This is a genomic window from Pseudomonas sp. GW821-FHT09A09, assembly GCF_059418405.1.
The window spans coordinates 73,566-89,385 of sequence record NZ_JBWKPU010000028.1 but is presented as its reverse complement, the minus strand read 5'-3'; the positions used below and the strand labels follow the sequence as shown (position 1 = coordinate 89,385).

At 61.9% G+C, this 15,820-nt stretch carries 15 protein-coding genes; 4 read left to right on the top strand and 11 right to left on the bottom strand.

Annotated features, from left to right (window positions below; all coding sequences use genetic code 11):
* Positions 1–88: 88 nt before the first annotated feature.
* The 6 genes from AC07OV_RS22230 to AC07OV_RS22205 form a co-directional block, all read right to left on the bottom strand.
* Positions 89–1,396 carry an MFS transporter gene (locus AC07OV_RS22230; RefSeq protein ID WP_495092988.1) on the bottom strand — a complete coding sequence of 436 codons (1,308 nt, stop codon included), beginning with the start codon at positions 1,394–1,396 and terminating at the stop codon, positions 89–91.
* A 184-nt stretch (positions 1,397–1,580) separates the two neighbouring features.
* Positions 1,581–2,729 carry a galactonate dehydratase gene (dgoD, locus tag AC07OV_RS22225; RefSeq protein ID WP_003170741.1) on the bottom strand — a complete coding sequence of 383 codons (1,149 nt, stop codon included), beginning with the start codon at positions 2,727–2,729 and terminating at the stop codon, positions 1,581–1,583.
* A gap of 48 nt (positions 2,730–2,777) precedes the next feature.
* Positions 2,778–3,398 (bottom strand): 2-dehydro-3-deoxy-6-phosphogalactonate aldolase, encoded by a 621-nt coding sequence (locus AC07OV_RS22220; protein ID WP_495092987.1) that lies wholly within the window; start codon positions 3,396–3,398, stop codon positions 2,778–2,780.
* A 1-nt stretch (position 3,399) separates the two neighbouring features.
* On the bottom strand, positions 3,400–4,359 hold the full coding sequence (locus AC07OV_RS22215) for a 2-dehydro-3-deoxygalactonokinase (RefSeq protein WP_495092986.1): 960 nt from the start codon (positions 4,357–4,359) through the stop codon (positions 3,400–3,402).
* A gap of 96 nt (positions 4,360–4,455) precedes the next feature.
* The gene (locus tag AC07OV_RS22210) at positions 4,456–4,785 is read right to left on the bottom strand and encodes a DOPA 4,5-dioxygenase family protein (protein WP_176994601.1); all 330 of its coding nucleotides are present in this window, start codon (positions 4,783–4,785) and stop codon (positions 4,456–4,458) included.
* 31 nt (positions 4,786–4,816) lie between these two features.
* Positions 4,817–5,767: a choline sulfate utilization transcriptional regulator gene (locus AC07OV_RS22205; protein ID WP_495092985.1), complete on the bottom strand. Its 951-nt coding sequence runs from the start codon at positions 5,765–5,767 to the stop codon at positions 4,817–4,819.
* Positions 5,768–5,870: 103 nt separating this feature from the next.
* Between AC07OV_RS22205 and betC the strand changes: the two genes are divergently transcribed.
* From betC to AC07OV_RS22190, 3 genes are all read left to right on the top strand, one after another.
* Positions 5,871–7,385 (top strand): choline-sulfatase, encoded by a 1,515-nt coding sequence (betC, locus tag AC07OV_RS22200; protein WP_495092984.1) that lies wholly within the window; start codon positions 5,871–5,873, stop codon positions 7,383–7,385.
* An 18-nt stretch (positions 7,386–7,403) separates the two neighbouring features.
* Complete coding sequence (gene choX / locus AC07OV_RS22195) at positions 7,404–8,318, top strand: choline ABC transporter substrate-binding protein (protein WP_494998380.1); 915 nt, start codon at positions 7,404–7,406, stop codon at positions 8,316–8,318.
* A 158-nt stretch (positions 8,319–8,476) separates the two neighbouring features.
* Entirely contained in the window at positions 8,477–10,045 is a 1,569-nt protein-coding gene (locus AC07OV_RS22190; RefSeq protein ID WP_495092983.1) for a SulP family inorganic anion transporter, read from the top strand.
* Between the two features lie 121 nt (positions 10,046–10,166).
* Here the strand turns inward: AC07OV_RS22190 and aroE are convergent, their stop codons facing one another.
* Both aroE and hemF read right to left on the bottom strand, forming a co-directional pair.
* Positions 10,167–10,985: a shikimate dehydrogenase gene (gene aroE, locus AC07OV_RS22185; protein WP_495092982.1), complete on the bottom strand. Its 819-nt coding sequence runs from the start codon at positions 10,983–10,985 to the stop codon at positions 10,167–10,169.
* Positions 10,985–11,917 (bottom strand): oxygen-dependent coproporphyrinogen oxidase, encoded by a 933-nt coding sequence (hemF, locus tag AC07OV_RS22180; protein ID WP_176994595.1) that lies wholly within the window; start codon positions 11,915–11,917, stop codon positions 10,985–10,987. Before hemF ends, aroE begins: the two co-directional genes overlap by 1 nt.
* 160 nt (positions 11,918–12,077) lie before the next feature.
* Between hemF and AC07OV_RS22175 the strand changes: the two genes are divergently transcribed.
* A complete protein-coding gene (locus AC07OV_RS22175; protein ID WP_494998377.1) occupies positions 12,078–13,055 on the top strand; it encodes a quinone oxidoreductase family protein in 978 nt (325 codons plus the stop codon).
* A gap of 130 nt (positions 13,056–13,185) precedes the next feature.
* Here AC07OV_RS22175 and tsaC read toward each other — a convergent pair whose 3' ends face one another.
* From tsaC to AC07OV_RS22160, 3 genes are all read right to left on the bottom strand, one after another.
* Positions 13,186–13,743: an L-threonylcarbamoyladenylate synthase type 1 TsaC gene (gene tsaC / locus AC07OV_RS22170; RefSeq protein ID WP_176994593.1), complete on the bottom strand. Its 558-nt coding sequence runs from the start codon at positions 13,741–13,743 to the stop codon at positions 13,186–13,188.
* Between the two features lie 61 nt (positions 13,744–13,804).
* Positions 13,805–14,908 carry a DNA-processing protein DprA gene (dprA, locus tag AC07OV_RS22165; RefSeq protein ID WP_176994592.1) on the bottom strand — a complete coding sequence of 368 codons (1,104 nt, stop codon included), beginning with the start codon at positions 14,906–14,908 and terminating at the stop codon, positions 13,805–13,807.
* Between the two features lie 63 nt (positions 14,909–14,971).
* A complete protein-coding gene (locus AC07OV_RS22160) occupies positions 14,972–15,748 on the bottom strand; it encodes a peptidoglycan-binding protein (RefSeq protein WP_495092981.1) in 777 nt (258 codons plus the stop codon).
* Positions 15,749–15,820 lie beyond the last annotated feature (72 nt).

Below are 15,820 nucleotides of genomic sequence, written 5' to 3'. Positions count from 1 at the left end.
CCCCCCCCCCCCCCCCCCCCCCCCCCCCCCCCCCCCCCCCCCCCCCCCCCCCCCCCCCCCCCCCCGCTCCTACAGGGTTGGGTGGTGGTTAGTTGAGTTCGATGCGTTCGACTTTGCCTACGAGCAACACGTAGGACAGCGCACCCAGCAATGCCAGCACCGCGATGTAGGTAATCGCCGGCGCGAACGAATCGCCGCTGGCCAAAAAGCCAATCACGATCGGCGTGGCAATGGCTGACAGATTACCGATGAAGTTGAACACCCCACCGGTCAAACCCAGCAACCGTGCCGGCGCCAGGGTCGAGACCAGCGACCAGGTGATCGACGCCAGGCCATTACCAAAGAACGCCACAGCCAGGAAGGCAATCACCCAGGCCGTCGAGTCCACATAGTTGGCACCGATGATCGCCGTGGAGATCAGCAGCCCGCCGATGATCGGCAGCTTGCGCGCAAACCCCACCGATGCGCCGCGACGAATCAGCCAGTCGGAAAAGATCCCGGAACACAACACACCGACAAACGCGGCAAGGAAAGGCAACGATGCCAGCAGGCCGGACTTGATGAAGTCCATGCCGCGATATTTCACCAGGTAGGTTGGGAACCATGTCAGAAAAAACCACAGCGTGGAGTTCAGGCAGAACTGCCCCAGGTAGATGCCCCAGAGCTTGCGCTTGCTCAGCACGATCCCCAGGTCGACCCAACTGAACGGCGCCTTGGCGGCTTTTTCCTGCATATCCACCAACCCGCCGCCTTCACGGATCAGCTCGATTTCCGCGCTGTTGGCGCCTTTGAAATCTTTTGGCTCGCGGTACACCGCGTACCAGATGATCGCCCACAAGATACCGACACCACCGGTAACAACAAACACCATGTGCCAGCCAAACGCGTGTTGCAGCCACGCCAACACCGGTGTGAGAAACGCCAGCCCGACAAACTGCCCGGAGGTGTAGACGCCAATCGCCGTGGCGCGTTCGCGCTCGGGAAACCAGGTGGTGACCACGCGGCTGTTGATTGGATACGCCGGCGCTTCCAATGCACCCACCGCCATACGCAACACGAACAGGGCGATAAAGCTGGCGGCAAAGCCGAGCATGACGGTCGCGATAGACCACAGCAGCAAGGCCGCCGTGTAGAGAATGCGTGGCGGCACGCGGTCCACCAGCCAGCCGCCCGGGATCTGCATGGCGGCGTAGGTCCAGCCAAAGGCCGAGAAGATCAACCCGACATGCACCGGGTCGATGCCCAGTTCACTGGTCAACGCCGGGGCGGCAATCGACAGGTTGCTACGGTCGAGGTAGTTGATCACCACGGTGATGAACAGCAGCACCATGATGAAGTAGCGCTTTCTCGTAGGCGTGACTAAAGAAGCCTGCCCGGTGAAGGATTCAGGGTGCATGGGGGTTGCCTCTTTTTATGCTTATTGAGGTCTGGAAAATAATCTGACTGAAGAAACCGCATCAAAATGTGGGAGCTGGCTTGCCTGCGATAACGGTGTATCAGTGCCAAATGTGCACTCTGGCCCACCGCTATCGCAGGCAAGGCAGCTCCCACAGGTTCAACCGCATTTCGTCAGTGAGAAATCACCACTCGGCAAAACTGCCGTCGGCATGACGCCAGATCGGGTTGCGCCAGCGGTGGCCGATGGCTGCGCGTTCGATCACGTATTCCTCGTTGATCTCGATGCCCAGGCCCGGCCCGTTGGGGATCTTCACAAAGCCTTGGTCATAGTCGAACACGCCAGGGTCGCGCACATAGTCGAGCAGGTCGTTGCTCTCGTTGTAGTGAATGCCCAGGCTTTGTTCCTGGATGAACGCGTTGTAGCAAACCGCATCCAGTTGCAGGCACGCGGCCAGGGCAATCGGGCCCAGCGGGCAGTGCAGGGCCAGGGCCACGTCGTAGGCTTCGGCCATGTTGGCGATCTTGCGGGTTTCAGTGATGCCACCGGCATGGGACGCATCCGGCTGGATGATGTCGACGTACCCTTCGCTGAGCACACGCTTGAAGTCCCAACGCGAGAACAGGCGCTCGCCCAGGGCAATCGGCGTGCTGGTCAGCGGCGCCAGTTCCTTGAGCGCTTCGTAGTTCTCGCTGAGCACCGGCTCTTCGATGAACATCAGCTTGTACGGGTCGAGTTCCTTCATCAGCACCTTGGCCATGGGCTTGTGCACCCGGCCATGGAAGTCGACGCCGATGCCGACGTTCGGGCCCACCGCATCACGCACGGCGGCGACGTTGGCCAGGGCCAGGTCGACTTTTTCGAAGCTGTCGACGAACTGCAGCTCTTCGGTGCCGTTCATTTTCACGGCGGTAAAACCACGAGCCACGGCCTCTTTGGCAGCGCGGGCGGTGTCGGCCGGGCGATCGCCGCCGATCCAGGAGTACACGCGGATCTTGTCGCGCACCTGCCCGCCGAGCAGGTCGCTGACCGACACGCCGAGGGCCTTGCCCTTGATGTCCCACAGCGCCTGGTCGATACCGGCCAGGGCGCTCATGTGCACGGCGCCGCCCCGGTAGAAGCCGCCGCGATAGAGCACCGTCCAGATGTCTTCGATATTGCGTGGGTCTTTGCCGATCAAGTAGTCGGACAGTTCTTCAACGGCAGCGGCAACCGTGTGAGCGCGACCTTCGACCACGGGTTCGCCCCAGCCAGTCACGCCCTGGTCGGTCTCGACCTTGAGGAAGCACCAGCGCGGCGGGACGATGAAGGTGGTCAGTTTGGTGATTTTCATCTGTTATCTCTCTTATCGATGCGGCGCCTGTGGGCGCAAGACTTGAAATCAGCTCAGGGCTTTCCAGGCGGCGACATACGCCTGGGCGCGACTCGCGACCTGTTCCACGGTCATGCCCGGCTTGAACAACCCGGAACCCAGCCCGAACCCTTTGGCACCGGCGTCAATAAACACCTGCATGTTGTCCGGGGTAATGCCGCCCACGGGCAGCAGCAATGTGCCCGACGGTAAAACCGCCAGCCACGCCTTGATCACCGCCGGGCCCATTTGCTCGGCGGGGAACAGCTTCAATACGTCAGCCCCTTCGGCCAATGCGGCGAAGGCTTCGGTCGGCGTCGCCACACCTGGCGACAGGTACAGGCCCGCCGCTTTCGCCGCGCGCAGCACCTGGGCGTCACTGTGGGGCATCACGATGACTTGGCCACCGGCCGCCTTCACCTGCTCAACCTGCTCTGGCGTCAACACCGTGCCCGCACCGATCAGGCAATCGGCGGGCAGGCTGTCACGCAGGGTGCGGATGCTGGTGTAAGGGTCGGGCGAATTCAGCGGGACTTCAATCACGCGAAACCCGGCCTGGTACAGCACGTGGCCGATGGCCTCGGCTTCGTCCGGGCGAATGCCGCGCAGGATGGCGATCAAACCGTTTTGCGCGAGTGCTTGCTTGAGCATGTCAGGCCTCCGATACAGGTTGAGTGAGCCCGGCCGCCACGGCCAACTGCCACAGGCCGCGCTCGGTGGCCTCCTGCGCCAGGCTGACATGGGCGAAGCCGAAGAGGGCGAGGGCGCGCTGATAACGGGCGCACAGTGGGGCGGCGCCGACCAGGATGATCGGCTGGTGTTTGGCGCTGCCGGGCAGGCCGGCAAGTTCATGGCCGATGAGCAAACCGGACAGGTAATCGGGCTGCTGGTCAGGGGCAAGTTCGCCGGTGAGTCCAAGGGTGCGGGCACTGAACAACGTGGACAGCACGCCGCGCTGGCCGTCTTTGGAAAGCGCCACGTGCACGCCACGATCAAAGGCTTGGGCCTGAAAGTGTTCAGACGGTTGCTGGGTGCGCCCGAGGAGGCTGTGTTTGCTCAACACTGCAAACACCTCGCCGGTCATGAAGGTGTCGAAATGGGTGATGCGCCCATCGGCCACTTCGACCCACTTGGAATGGCTGCCCGGCAGGCCGATCAGCACCTGGGCGCCCAGCCCTTGCAGCACGCCCAGCACTTGGGTTTCCTCGCCGCGCATGACATTGGGCAAGCCGACCTGCTCGATCACGCCCGGCACGATATGCACGTCCACACCGCGCAGGCTGCGCACTTTGTGCAGCGCTTGGCCGAGGCTGGCGACATCGACAGGAGTATTGCGATAGGCCGCTTCGCTCCAGCCTTGGGCACTGCCAACCATGCCGCAGGCGATCACCGGCAGATTGGGTTGTGCGTCGAGCCAATCGCCGCAAGCCGTATCGAACGCCAACTCGAAGCCATCGCTGCAGCGTACGCCGGCGATGTCCCGGGGTTCGCTGGGCAGGTGCATGATCCCCAGCGCCAGCGAGCGCTGTTCGAGCACCACGCCAGCCGGGCCGAGTTTGTAAGCACGAAGGGAGCTGGTTCCCCAATCGAGCGCGATCAATTGCGCCTGCATCGCTTCACCTGAGTTTTGAGCGGATGCAGCGAATATAAACCTACGCGAACGCAAGTCTCAATATATAAATATCAATCCCATATTTAGGGATTTTTTTTAAGAAAAGGCTGACAGGTTCAGCTCCCGCATTGCCCCCATCCAGACGGCATAGTCTGTGTGATCTTTCAGGTCATCGCCGGTTTCGGGATGCAGGAACACCACCAGGCCATTGCGATGGATCACCAACCACGGCAGCACCACACCGATGTACTCAGGGTCGAAGGCCAATTGGCAGCTCCAATCCGGGTGCGGGCCCACCGGCCGTTCGTGGACGCGCCCCATGCGCAATGGGAAGAGTTTGGCGGCGTCTTCGCACAAGGTGCGCGCCTGATCAATGGTGCTGGCATCGAAATAGATATGGGCGTGATAGCCCTTGATACGTTGCATGACGGACTCCGGATCCACTATGCGCCAGATGCTAGACCGCAATGGACGGCAGGGCCAGCCCGGTCAGAGACTGCGCGCTGCTGGCTTGTTCGGCGACCAACCAGTCGACAAAACGCTCGACCAACTGCCCCCGGCGCTTACGCTGCGGCTGCACCACGTAATAGCCGTAGCGTGAGATCACCGTGTCGCTGATCGGACGGCACAGCCAGTTCTGTTCCAGCAGGTTATCCACCAGGTGGCGCCAACCGATGGCCACGCCCTGGCCGGCAATCGCCGCCTGGATAAGCAAGGTGTAGTTGTCGAAACGCAGTTGGCCCGGAGTGGGCGCGGCACTGATGCCCAGTTCACGAAACACGCCAGCCCAGTCGAACCACTGGCTGTTGTTTTCCTGGCGCAGGTGCAGCAAGGGAAAATCGTGCAGATTTTGCACAGTCAGCGCGGAGGTCTGTTCCTTGAGCCACTGCGGGCTGCACACCGGGAACACTTCCTCATTGAACAGCCACAGGCTGTCGCCCTGTTTGAAGCGGCCATCGCCAAATAATACAGCCACATCGATGTCACTGCGCAGGGTGGCGTGGTTGCGCTCGCTGGTCACCAGGCTCACATCCACCTGAGGGTTGGCCGCATGAAAACGGTGCAGGCGCGGCATCAACCAATAAGCGGCGAACGCAAAATCGGTGGCGACTTGCAGCACTTCATGCTGATCCTGTTGGGTGATGAGGCTCAGGCCTTGGTTGATCCCCTGCAAGCCGCCTTGCACATGCTCGAACAGCAACGCGCCGGCGTCGGTCAGTTCGATGCCACGATAAATGCGATCAAACAGGCGGATCGCCAACTGTTCTTCCAGACGCTTGATCTGCTGGCTGATGGCCGGCTGGGTGGTGCCAAGCTCCATTGCCGCCGCCGTAAAGCTGCGGTGACGCGCCGCCGCTTCGAACGCGCGCAGCAAATCGAGGGATAAATCGCCGAGGGCTTCATACATAAGCTGTGCTTATCCTAGACATTGCTTTTCATGGGCTTTACCCCACTTTTCATGGGCTGCATGCTCATTCGCATAAACACCGCCTATGGAATGCCGATAGATCATGAAGCGCAAGAACATTCTTTTCATCATGGCCGATCAAATGGCCGCGCCGTTGCTTCCGTTCTACGGCTCTTCCCCCATCAAGTTGCCCAACCTCAGCCGCCTCGCCGCGCAAGGCGTGGTGTTCGACGCCGCCTATTGCAACAGCCCGTTGTGCGCGCCCTCGCGCTTCACCCTGGTGAGCGGCCAATTGCCGAGCAAGATCGGCGCCTACGACAACGCGGCCGACTTCCCCGCCGATGTGCCCACCTACGCCCACTACCTGCGCCGCCTCGGCTACCGCACCGCGTTATCGGGCAAGATGCACTTCTGTGGCCCCGACCAGTTGCACGGTTACGAAGAACGCCTGACCAGCGACATCTACCCCGCCGACTATGGCTGGGCGGTGAACTGGGATGAGCCGCACGTACGCCCCAGTTGGTACCACAACATGTCCTCGGTGTTGCAGGCTGGCCCGTGCGTGCGCACCAACCAGCTGGATTTCGACGAAGAGGTGGTGTTCAAAGCCCAGCAGTATCTGTTCGACCATATCCGCGAAGACGGCGAGCGGCCTTTCTGCCTGACTGTTTCCATGACTCATCCCCACGATCCGTACACCATTCCCAAGCCGTTTTGGGACCTGTACGACGACGGCGATATCCCTTTGCCTACAACGCCCGCACAGGCCGATCTGGACCCGCATTCCCAGCGCCTGCTCAAGGTCTACGACCTGTGGAACAAACCGCTGCCGGTGGACAAGATCCGCGATGCCCGCCGTGCCTATTTCGGCGCCTGCAGCTACATCGACAGCAATGTCGGCAAGCTGCTGCAAACCCTGGAAGACACCGGCCTGGCGGACGATACGATCATCATCTTCTCCGGCGACCACGGCGACATGCTTGGCGAGCGCGGCCTCTGGTACAAGATGCACTGGTTTGAAATGGCCGCCCGCGTGCCGCTGCTGGTGAGTGCGCCAGGGCAATTTGCGGCGGGCCGTGTGGGCAAAGCCGTGTCCACCGCTGACCTGTTGCCGACGCTGGTGGAACTGGCCGGTGGCGAGCTGGACCCGCGCCTGCCGCTGGATGGCCGTTCGCTGGTGCCGCACCTGCAAGGGCAGGGCGGGCATGACGAGGTCTTTGGCGAATACATGGCCGAAGGCACCATCAGCCCGCTGATGATGATTCGCCGTGGCGCCTACAAATTCATCTACAGCGAAGACGACCCTTGTCTACTGTTCGATGTGCACAACGACCCGCACGAGCGGGAGAACCTCAGCCAGTCACCGGAACACCGGCCGCTGTTCGAGGCGTTTTTAGAAGAGGCGCGAGCCAAATGGGACATCCCGGCGATCCACCAGCAGGTGCTCGCCAGCCAACGCCGCCGTCGCCTGGTGTTTGAAGCACTGACCGAAGGAAAGCTGAAGAGCTGGGACCACCAGCCACTGGTCGACGCCAGTCAGCAATACATGCGCAACCATATCGACCTCGACGACCTGGAGCGCAAGGCACGTTATCCACAACCCTGCCAAAACCAATAAATAGACAGAGGGAAGGCCATGCAAAAGTTGACGGTGATACTCGCAGCCCTGGCGTTGAGCAGCGCCAATGTGTACGCAGACACCAGTTGTGACACGGTGAAAATGGCCGATCCGGGCTGGAGCGATATCGCAGCCACCAACGCCATCACCGGTTTTCTGCTGACGGGCATGGGCTACAAGGCCAAGGTCGACACTCTGGCGGTGCCGATCACCTTTGGCGGGCTCAAGGACGGCCAGGTGGATGTGTTCCTGGGCAACTGGATGCCGGCGCAGCAGGGCTTCTACGACAAATTCGTGGCCAACGGCGATGTGGTGCAACTGGCGAAGAACCTCGACGGCACCGAGTTCACCCTCGCCGTGCCCGACTACGTGTGGGACGCCGGCGTGCACGATTTTGCCGACCTGAACAAATTCGCCGACAAGTTCGACAAGAAGATCTACGGCATCGGCTCCGGCGCGCCAGCGAATATCTCGCTGCAGGACATCATCAAGAAGAACGACTTCGAGCTGGGCCAGTGGAAGCTGATTGAATCCAGTGAACAGGCGATGCTCGCCGAAGTATCGCGGGCGGTGAAGAAGCAGAAGTTCGTCACCTTCCTAGGCTGGACGCCGCACCCGATGAACGTGCAGTTGAAAATGCACTACCTCACCGGTGGCGAGAAGTACTTTGGTGACAAAGGCAGCGTGTACACCTTAACCCGCAAGGGTTATGCACAGGCCTGCCCGAACGTTGGCAAACTGTTGACCAACCTGAGTTTCACCCAGGACATGGAGAACAGCATCATGGCCGAGGTGGCGAACAACAAGGTCAGCAATGCCGATGCGGCGAAGGCGTGGATCAAGGCGAATCCGGCGGTGTTGGATAAATGGTTGGAGGGGGTGAAGACCGTGGATGGCAAGGATGCATTGCCCGCAGTTAAAGCAAAACTCTAAGCCTTGTGGAAACTGGCTTGTGTGGGAGCTGGCTTGCCTGCGATAGGATCACCTGTGTGTACCTGAAGTACCGCGGTGTCTGCATCGCAGGCAAGCCAGCTCCCACAGGGGCCAGTGCGTGCTGATATTCTGCGTAAAACCCTCAAACCGAGACCCTGATGCCCCGGCTCAACCGCCACACACTTTTCCCCTTCCTCAGCTGGCTCCCCCGCCAAACCCGCGCCAGCGTGGGCCGGGACGCAATCGTCGGCCTCAGCGGCGCGGTGCTCGCCCTGCCGCAGTCGATTGCCTACGCATTGATCGCCGGTCTCCCACCCGAATATGGCTTGTACGCCGCCATCATCCCGGTGCTGATCGCGTGCCTCTGGGGTTCGTCGTGGCACCTGATCTGTGGTCCCACGGCGGCGATTTCCATCGTGCTCTACGCCAGTGTCAGCCCGCTGGCCGTGCCGGGGTCACAGGACTACATCACCTTGATCCTGTTGCTCACATTCCTCGCCGGGGTTTTCCAGTGGCTGCTGGGCATGCTGCGCTTTGGCGCGCTGGTGAATTTTGTCTCCCATTCGGTGGTGCTCGGTTTCACCCTGGGTGCGGCCGTGGTGATTGCGCTCGGACAATTACCCAATCTGCTGGGGCTGGATTTGCCGAGCCAGGCCACAGCAATCAACAGCCTGCTGGCACTGATCCATCACAGCGGCGAATGGGACCATGCTTCACTCATCCTCGGAGTTGGCACGTTGCTGGTGGGCGCGTTGCTCAAATACCTCGTTCCACGCTGGCCAACCCTGTTGATCGCCCTGGCCCTCGGCAGCCTGGCGGCGTGGCTGTGGCCGGCGATGTTCGGGCATGTGGCGCTGGTCAGTTCGTTTATCGGCAAGCTGCCGCCGTTCAGCCCATTGCCCATGGACCTGGACGTGATCCTGCGCCTGCTGCCGAGCGCCGTGGCGGTGGGCATGCTGGGGCTGGTCACCAGTCTGTCGATCGCCCGCTCGCTGTCGGCGCGTTCGCAGCAATTGCTCGACGCCAACCAGGAAGTGCGTGCGCAGGGTTTATCCAACATCGTTGGCGGATTTTTCTCCGGGTATTTGTCAGCCGGTTCGTTTACCCGCTCGGGCTTAAGCTATGAAGCGGGCGCCTGTTCACCGTTGGCCGGGGTGTTTTCTGCCTTGTGGGTGGCGCTGTTTGCGTTGTTTGGCGCGGCGTTGATCGCCCACATTCCGATCCCGAGCATGGCTGCCAGCATCTTGCTGATCAGTTGGGGGCTGGTGGACCGTCGCGGCATTCGCGCCTTATTCCGCGTCAGTCGCGCCGAGTTTGTGGTGATGAGCCTGACCTGCGTCGCCACCTTGCTGCTGGAGCTGCAAACCGCGATTTATGCGGGCGTGCTGGCGTCGTTGTTTTTCTACCTCAAGCGCACGTCGCAGCCGCGGGTTCAGCAATGGCGCGATGGCGATGAGGATGTGCTACGGGTGGGCGGTTCGATCTTTTTCGGCGCCAGCCATTACCTGCAAGTGCGCCTGCAAAGCCTGCAGGGTGAGCGGGTGGTGATTGAGGCGCAGCAGATCAACTTTATCGATTACTCCGGCGTGGAGATGCTGCACCAGGAGGCGCGACGGTTGCGTGGGCTGGGACGCAGCCTGACGTTGCGGCGGGCACGGCCGCAGGTGGTGGAAGAGCTGAAAAAGCTGGAAGGGGCCGACAAGTGCCCCCTCCACTTCGAAGACTGAACCCAACCCTCTGTAGGAGCCCGGCTTGCCGGCGATGGCGCCCGCTAGATCAGCACAAGGCTTGAGGGCCAATCGCCGGCAAGCCGGCTCCTACAATGACTGTGCCCACATTGGATTGATGTCAGGCCAACTGGCGGCGCAGCTCGGCCAACACCGGCGCCGACGCCGGGCGCACACCGCGCCACAGGAAGAAGGCTTCCGCCGCCTGTTCCACCAGCATACCCAGGCCATCCATTGCCACGGCTGCGCCCTGTTCAGTGGCCCAGCGGCAAAACGCCGTCGGTTCCTTGGCGTACATCATGTCGTAGCAAAAGGTCTTGCCCGGTTCGATCAGGCTGCCTGCAATCGGCGGTACATCGCCTGACAGGCTGGCGGAAGTGGCGTTGATGATCACGTCCACCGGCTCACGCAACCAGTCGAAACCGCTGGCAGACACCGGGCCCAGGTCGTCGAACAGCTCAGCAAGCATTTCGGCCTTTTCCACGGTGCGGTTGGCGATGATCAGCGAAGCCGGCTGCTCGGCCAGCAACGGTTCCAGCGCGCCACGTACCGCGCCACCGGCGCCCAGCAACAGGATGCGTTTGCCTTGCAGGCTCAACCCGGCATTCACCGTGAGGTCGCGCACCAGGCCGGCACCGTCGGTGTTATCGCCCAACAGGCTGCCATCGGCCAGCTTGCTCAGGGTGTTCACCGCGCCAGCGCGTTGGGCACGTTCGGTGAGGGTGTGGGCCAGGCGGTAGGCCTCTTCCTTGAACGGCACGGTGACGTTGGCGCCACGGCCTTGCGCAAAAAAATCACGGGCACACCCGGTGAAATCCTCCAGCGGCGCGAGCAAGGTGCTGTAGTCCAGTTGCTCGCCGGTCTGCTCGGCGAACATTCGGTGGATCAGCGGCGACTTGCTGTGGCCGATGGGGTTGCCGAACACGACATAACGGTCCATCAGACAGCCGCCTTGGGCGCGGCGAGGCCCAGCCAGTCACGGTCTTGCAGGAAGTAGTCGGTGAGACGTGCTTCTTCGCTGCCGGCTTCGGCTTTCCAGTCGTAGCTCCAGCGCACTTGCGGCGGCAGCGACATCAGGATCGACTCGGTGCGCCCGCCCGATTGCAGGCCGAACAACGTGCCACGGTCGTAGACCAGGTTGAATTCCACGTAGCGGCCACGGCGGAACTCCTGGAACTCGCGCTGCTGCTCGGTATAGGGCGTGGCCTTGCGGCGCTGCACGATCGGCAGGTAGGCGTCGATGTAGGCGTCGCCGATGGCGCGGATGAAGGCGAAGCAGGTGTCGAAGTCCCACTCGTTCAAGTCGTCGAAGAACAGGCCGCCGATGCCACGCGGTTCGTTGCGGTGCTTGATGTGGAAGTAGGTGTCACACCAGGCCTTGTAGCGCGAATACACGTCCGGGCCGAAAGGCGCACAAGCCTGCTCGGCTACGCGGTGCCAGTGAATGCAGTCTTCTTCGTTGCCGTAGTAGGGCGTGAGGTCGAAGCCGCCACCGAACCACCACACCGGCTCTTCGCCTTCTTTTTCGGCGATGAAAAAGCGCACGTTGGCGTGGGAAGTAGGAATGTGCGGGTTATGCGGGTGGATCACCAGCGATACGCCCAAGGCTTCGAAACCACGGCCGGCCAACTCGGGGCGATGGGCACTGGCAGACGGTGGGAGACCGCTGCCAAACACGTGGGAAAAGTTAACGCCGCCTTTTTCGATCACCGAACCGTCTGCGATCACGCGGGTGCGACCACCCCCACCGGCAGGCCGGGTCCAGGCGTCTTCGATAAAGCGAGTGTCCGTCTCGAAGGTTTCCAGGGCGCTGCAAATGCGGTCTTGCAGGTCAAGCAGGTAGGCCTTTACAGCCTCGGTGCGGGTAGTCATGGCATCACCTTGAATCGGGCAAAGCTACGCGAGGCCATTGGGCGTCGGCGGCAAATGGGCGCACAGGATACCACCGCACCCCGCTGTGCCGCAGTTGACGAAGATCAAGCTTAGGAGTCCGATAGGGGGCTACGCGAATTCGAACCCAGGAGAAGTGCAGATGGCCAAACGTATCCAGTTCAGTGCCCATGGCGGCCCCGAAGTCCTTGAGTATGTGGACTACACCCCAGCGGAGCCTGGCCCACAGCAGGTTCGCGTGCGTAATGAGGCCATCGGCCTGAACTTCATCGACACCTATTTCCGCAGCGGCCTGTACGCACCGCCCGCCTTGCCGTCGGGGCTGGGCGCAGAAGGCGCCGGAGTGGTCGATGCGGTCGGCAGCGAAGTCACCCAATTCAAGGTCGGCGACCGCGTGGCCTACGGCAGTGGACCACTGGGAGCCTACAGCCAACTGCACGTGCTGCCTGCCGCCAACCTGGTGCACCTGCCAGACGACATCAGCTTCGAACAAGCCGCTGGCGCCATGCTCAAGGGCCTGACCGTGCAGTACCTGCTGCGCCAGACCTATGAGTTGAAGGGCGGTGAAACCATCCTGTTCCACGCCGCTGCCGGTGGCGTGGGCTCCCTGGCCTGCCAATGGGCCAAGGCGCTGGGCGTGAAGCTGATCGGTACCGTCAGCTCGCCGGAAAAAGCCGCGCTGGCCAAATCCCTGGGCGCCTGGGAAACCATCGACTACAGCAAGGAAAACGTCGCACAGCGCGTGCTGGAATTGACCGACGGCAAGAAAGTCCCGGTGGTGTATGACGGCGTCGGTAAAGACACCTGGCTGACCTCGCTGGACAGCGTGGCACCCCGTGGGTTGGTGGTGAGTTTTGGCAATGCGTCGGGTGCGGTCGACGGGGTGAACCTGGGGATCCTGGCGGCGAAAGGCTCGTTGTATGTGACGCGCCCGACCCTGGCGACCTACGCGAATAACCCGGAAAACCTGCAGGCGATGGCCGATGATCTGTTCTCGATGATCAAGAGCGGCAAGGTGCGCATCGATATCAACCAGCGGTATGCGCTGGCGGATGCGGCGAAGGCGCAGACGGAGTTGTCGGGACGGCGGACGACGGGGTCGACCATTCTGTTGCCTTAACACCATGGGTTTTCGGCGTCTGTGAGGGCCTCATCGCGGGCAAGCCCGCTCCCACATTTGATCAGTGTCGTTCATCACAACACGGTCAAATGTGGGAGCCGGGCTTGCCCGCGATGGCCGCGCCTCGGTCTCAAGACGGCCGCACCACCTCACCCGTGGCCAAATCCCGAATCAAGCTCGGGTTCTTGCGCCCACCCAATGCGCCGCCCAATACCAGGTCAAGCTGACCACGGAAATACTGCTCCACGCGAAGTCGCGTGCGCGCAGACGGCCGCCCCTGGGGGTTGGCCGACGTCGAAATCAGCGGCCCGACCAACGAACACAAATCCCGCACCAGCGGGTGATCGCTGACCCGCAGGGCCACGGTGTCATGCACACCGGTCACCCATTCGGGCAGCAAGTCTTGATGGGGCACCAACCAAGTGTTCGGCCCCGGCCAGGTGCTGGCCATGCGTTCGATCCAGGTGTCCGGGAAGTCTTCGAACAGGAAGTCGAACTGGCGGATGTTGTCCGCCACCAGGATCAGGCCCTTGTCCACCGAGCGATTCTTGATCGCCAGCAACCGGTCCACCGCTTCTTCATTCCACGGGTCGCAGCCCAGGCCCCAGACCGCTTCGGTCGGATAGGCAATCACCGCGCCTGCGCGAATTTCTCGTGCGGCTTCCAGCACACGCCACCTGTTGACCATTGCTCACTCTCCGGACTTAAAGCTCTACGCAGTTTACCGATCTTCGTTACAAAACCCATCCCTACAAAAGCGCACAGCGCGCCAGCCAGCGTCCGCTTTCACAGATCACCTGGCCTTCCAGCTCCAGTTCCGTAAGGGTTGCCAACACCTGGGACAAAGGCCGCCCGCTGGCCATCGCCAAGGCTTCGCTGGTATGGGGCGCAGCGTGCAACAGGGCCACCAGTGGATGGGTCACCGGCACTGGCGCCGGGCGGGACAGCGCCTGCCAGCCGCGCAACCCTTCAAGAATGTGCTCGATGGTTTCCACCAGCACCGCCCCCTCGCGGATCAACTGATGGCAGCCCTTGGCCCCAGGATGATGAATGGAGCCCGGAATCGCATACACCTCGCGCCCTTGCTCGGCTGCCAGCTTCGCGGTGATCAACGAACCGCTGGCCATGCTGGCCTCCACCACCAGCACACCCAGGGACAAGCCGCTGATGATCCGATTGCGCCGTGGAAAGTTGCCAGCCTGGGGTGCGGCATCCAGCGGAAACTCGGAAACCACGGCGCTGCCCTGGGCAATCATCGCGTCAGCCAGTTTCCTGTGGCGCTGTGGATAAAAATTTTCCAGCCCGGTGCCAAGCACACCGATGGTATGCCCACCCACATCCAATGCCGCTTGGTGGGCAGCACCGTCGATGCCCAGCGCCAACCCGCTGGTGATCACAAAACCGGCACTCGCCAGGCTGCGGGAAAACGCGGCGGCCGTGTCCATGCCAGGGCGAGAAGCACGACGGCTGCCGACCATCGCCAACTGCGGTTTTTCGAGGATGGCGGGGTTACCGGCAACGAACAAAAGCGGTGGCGCATCGTCGATCTGAGCGAGCAGTGCCGGGTAGTCCGGGTGGTCCCACATCAGCAAATGCTGGGCCGGGCGGGCCAGCCACGCCAATGCGGCACTGGCACCGTCGCGTATTTCATGGCTGCGCCGTGCCTCTGCACTGATCGCGGGCAACCCCAGGGAGCGCCAGGCACTGGCCGGTGCGCTGATCGCCTTGGAGGCCGAGCCGAACGCTTCGATCAACAGGCGAAAACGCTTCGGACCCAGTTCCGGCAGCCTGTGCAAGCGTAGACGAGCTTCCAGTTCTGACGGGGAAATTTCATGGCTGTTTATCGGATACATCTGATCATCCTTGACCGGAACAAGCTGTGGATAACTCTGTTGGTAACTTATTTAGCAGGCTATTTATTGTGTTTGATGGGCAGTCTCGAAACGGTCCATGACCGCCAAGGGTCGTGAGGCCTTGAGTACCAGGCCGTAACTGAGCTTTTCATAGGTACGAAACACCAGCAGGGTGCCAGCGCGTTCGTCGGGGAGTTTCACCGGAACGCCAGTGAGAGCGTCACGTACGGTGGCGCCGGCCTTGATCACCGTGAGCAGCTGGCCTTCGACCAGGCCATCGCGGCGGCCCTTGTTCAGGGTGACGGCATCCAGCACGCCGATCTGGGTCACGCCCTTGGGGATATCGATGATTTTTCCTTGGATGAAGGGCGCACGTTGCGCGACTTCAAGATCTGCCAACGCAATGGGGGCTTCGGTTCTCAGCAAGCGGTCGCCGGGGCGCACCTCCTGTGTCACCCGCTGCACCGCCAGGGTGGTGACGTCGCCTGCTGTCACAAAGCGGGCGGTGCCGATGTCATCGGCGTTTACACCCAGCAGCTCCTGAGTGTCGGGGTCGGTGTAGGTCTTGCCCCGGCGAAAGATCCCGTAGCTGGGCAGGGCCGGGTCCAGTTGGCCCCGGGCATGCACGGGTTCGTCATGGGCGCCCAGGACGCGGCCGGCGTCCGCGGCGACGATATACGGTGCGTTGTCCAAATCCTGCGGGGTATCGAGAATGCGGTTGTGCAGCAGGAAGCGTTGGATCGCCTGTTGCGTCGCTTGATCCAGACGCTGGGCGGGCGGGGGCAGCAGGGCCATGGCGAAGGGGGCCCACAGCAGCAAGACGAGTAGCGATTTCCTCATGGGGTGAATCTCCTTTATTATGTGCGTTCGCGTGAAATCCCCGTGCCTTCGTGGCTTTTGGGCGTTTCACAC

What these genes read in the sequence shown, in the direction of transcription:
- choX (WP_494998380.1), top strand. Translation starts at nt 7,404, where the DNA reads ATGCAAAAGTTGACGGTGATACTCGCAGCCCTGGCGTTGAGCAGCGCC.
- AC07OV_RS22230 (WP_495092988.1), bottom strand. Translation starts at nt 1,396, where the DNA reads ATGCACCCTGAATCCTTCACCGGGCAGGCTTCTTTAGTCACGCCTACG.
- aroE (WP_495092982.1), bottom strand. Translation starts at nt 10,985, where the DNA reads ATGGACCGTTATGTCGTGTTCGGCAACCCCATCGGCCACAGCAAGTCG.
- AC07OV_RS22205 (WP_495092985.1), bottom strand. Translation starts at nt 5,767, where the DNA reads ATGTATGAAGCCCTCGGCGATTTATCCCTCGATTTGCTGCGCGCGTTC.
- AC07OV_RS22190 (WP_495092983.1), top strand. Translation starts at nt 8,477, where the DNA reads ATGCCCCGGCTCAACCGCCACACACTTTTCCCCTTCCTCAGCTGGCTC.
- AC07OV_RS22160 (WP_495092981.1), bottom strand. Translation starts at nt 15,748, where the DNA reads ATGAGGAAATCGCTACTCGTCTTGCTGCTGTGGGCCCCCTTCGCCATG.
- dgoD (WP_003170741.1), bottom strand. Translation starts at nt 2,729, where the DNA reads ATGAAAATCACCAAACTGACCACCTTCATCGTCCCGCCGCGCTGGTGC.
- dprA (WP_176994592.1), bottom strand. Translation starts at nt 14,908, where the DNA reads ATGTATCCGATAAACAGCCATGAAATTTCCCCGTCAGAACTGGAAGCT.
- AC07OV_RS22175 (WP_494998377.1), top strand. Translation starts at nt 12,078, where the DNA reads ATGGCCAAACGTATCCAGTTCAGTGCCCATGGCGGCCCCGAAGTCCTT.
- AC07OV_RS22215 (WP_495092986.1), bottom strand. Translation starts at nt 4,359, where the DNA reads ATGCAGGCGCAATTGATCGCGCTCGATTGGGGAACCAGCTCCCTTCGT.
- betC (WP_495092984.1), top strand. Translation starts at nt 5,871, where the DNA reads ATGAAGCGCAAGAACATTCTTTTCATCATGGCCGATCAAATGGCCGCG.
- AC07OV_RS22210 (WP_176994601.1), bottom strand. Translation starts at nt 4,785, where the DNA reads ATGCAACGTATCAAGGGCTATCACGCCCATATCTATTTCGATGCCAGC.
- hemF (WP_176994595.1), bottom strand. Translation starts at nt 11,917, where the DNA reads ATGACTACCCGCACCGAGGCTGTAAAGGCCTACCTGCTTGACCTGCAA.
- tsaC (WP_176994593.1), bottom strand. Translation starts at nt 13,743, where the DNA reads ATGGTCAACAGGTGGCGTGTGCTGGAAGCCGCACGAGAAATTCGCGCA.
- AC07OV_RS22220 (WP_495092987.1), bottom strand. Translation starts at nt 3,398, where the DNA reads ATGCTCAAGCAAGCACTCGCGCAAAACGGTTTGATCGCCATCCTGCGC.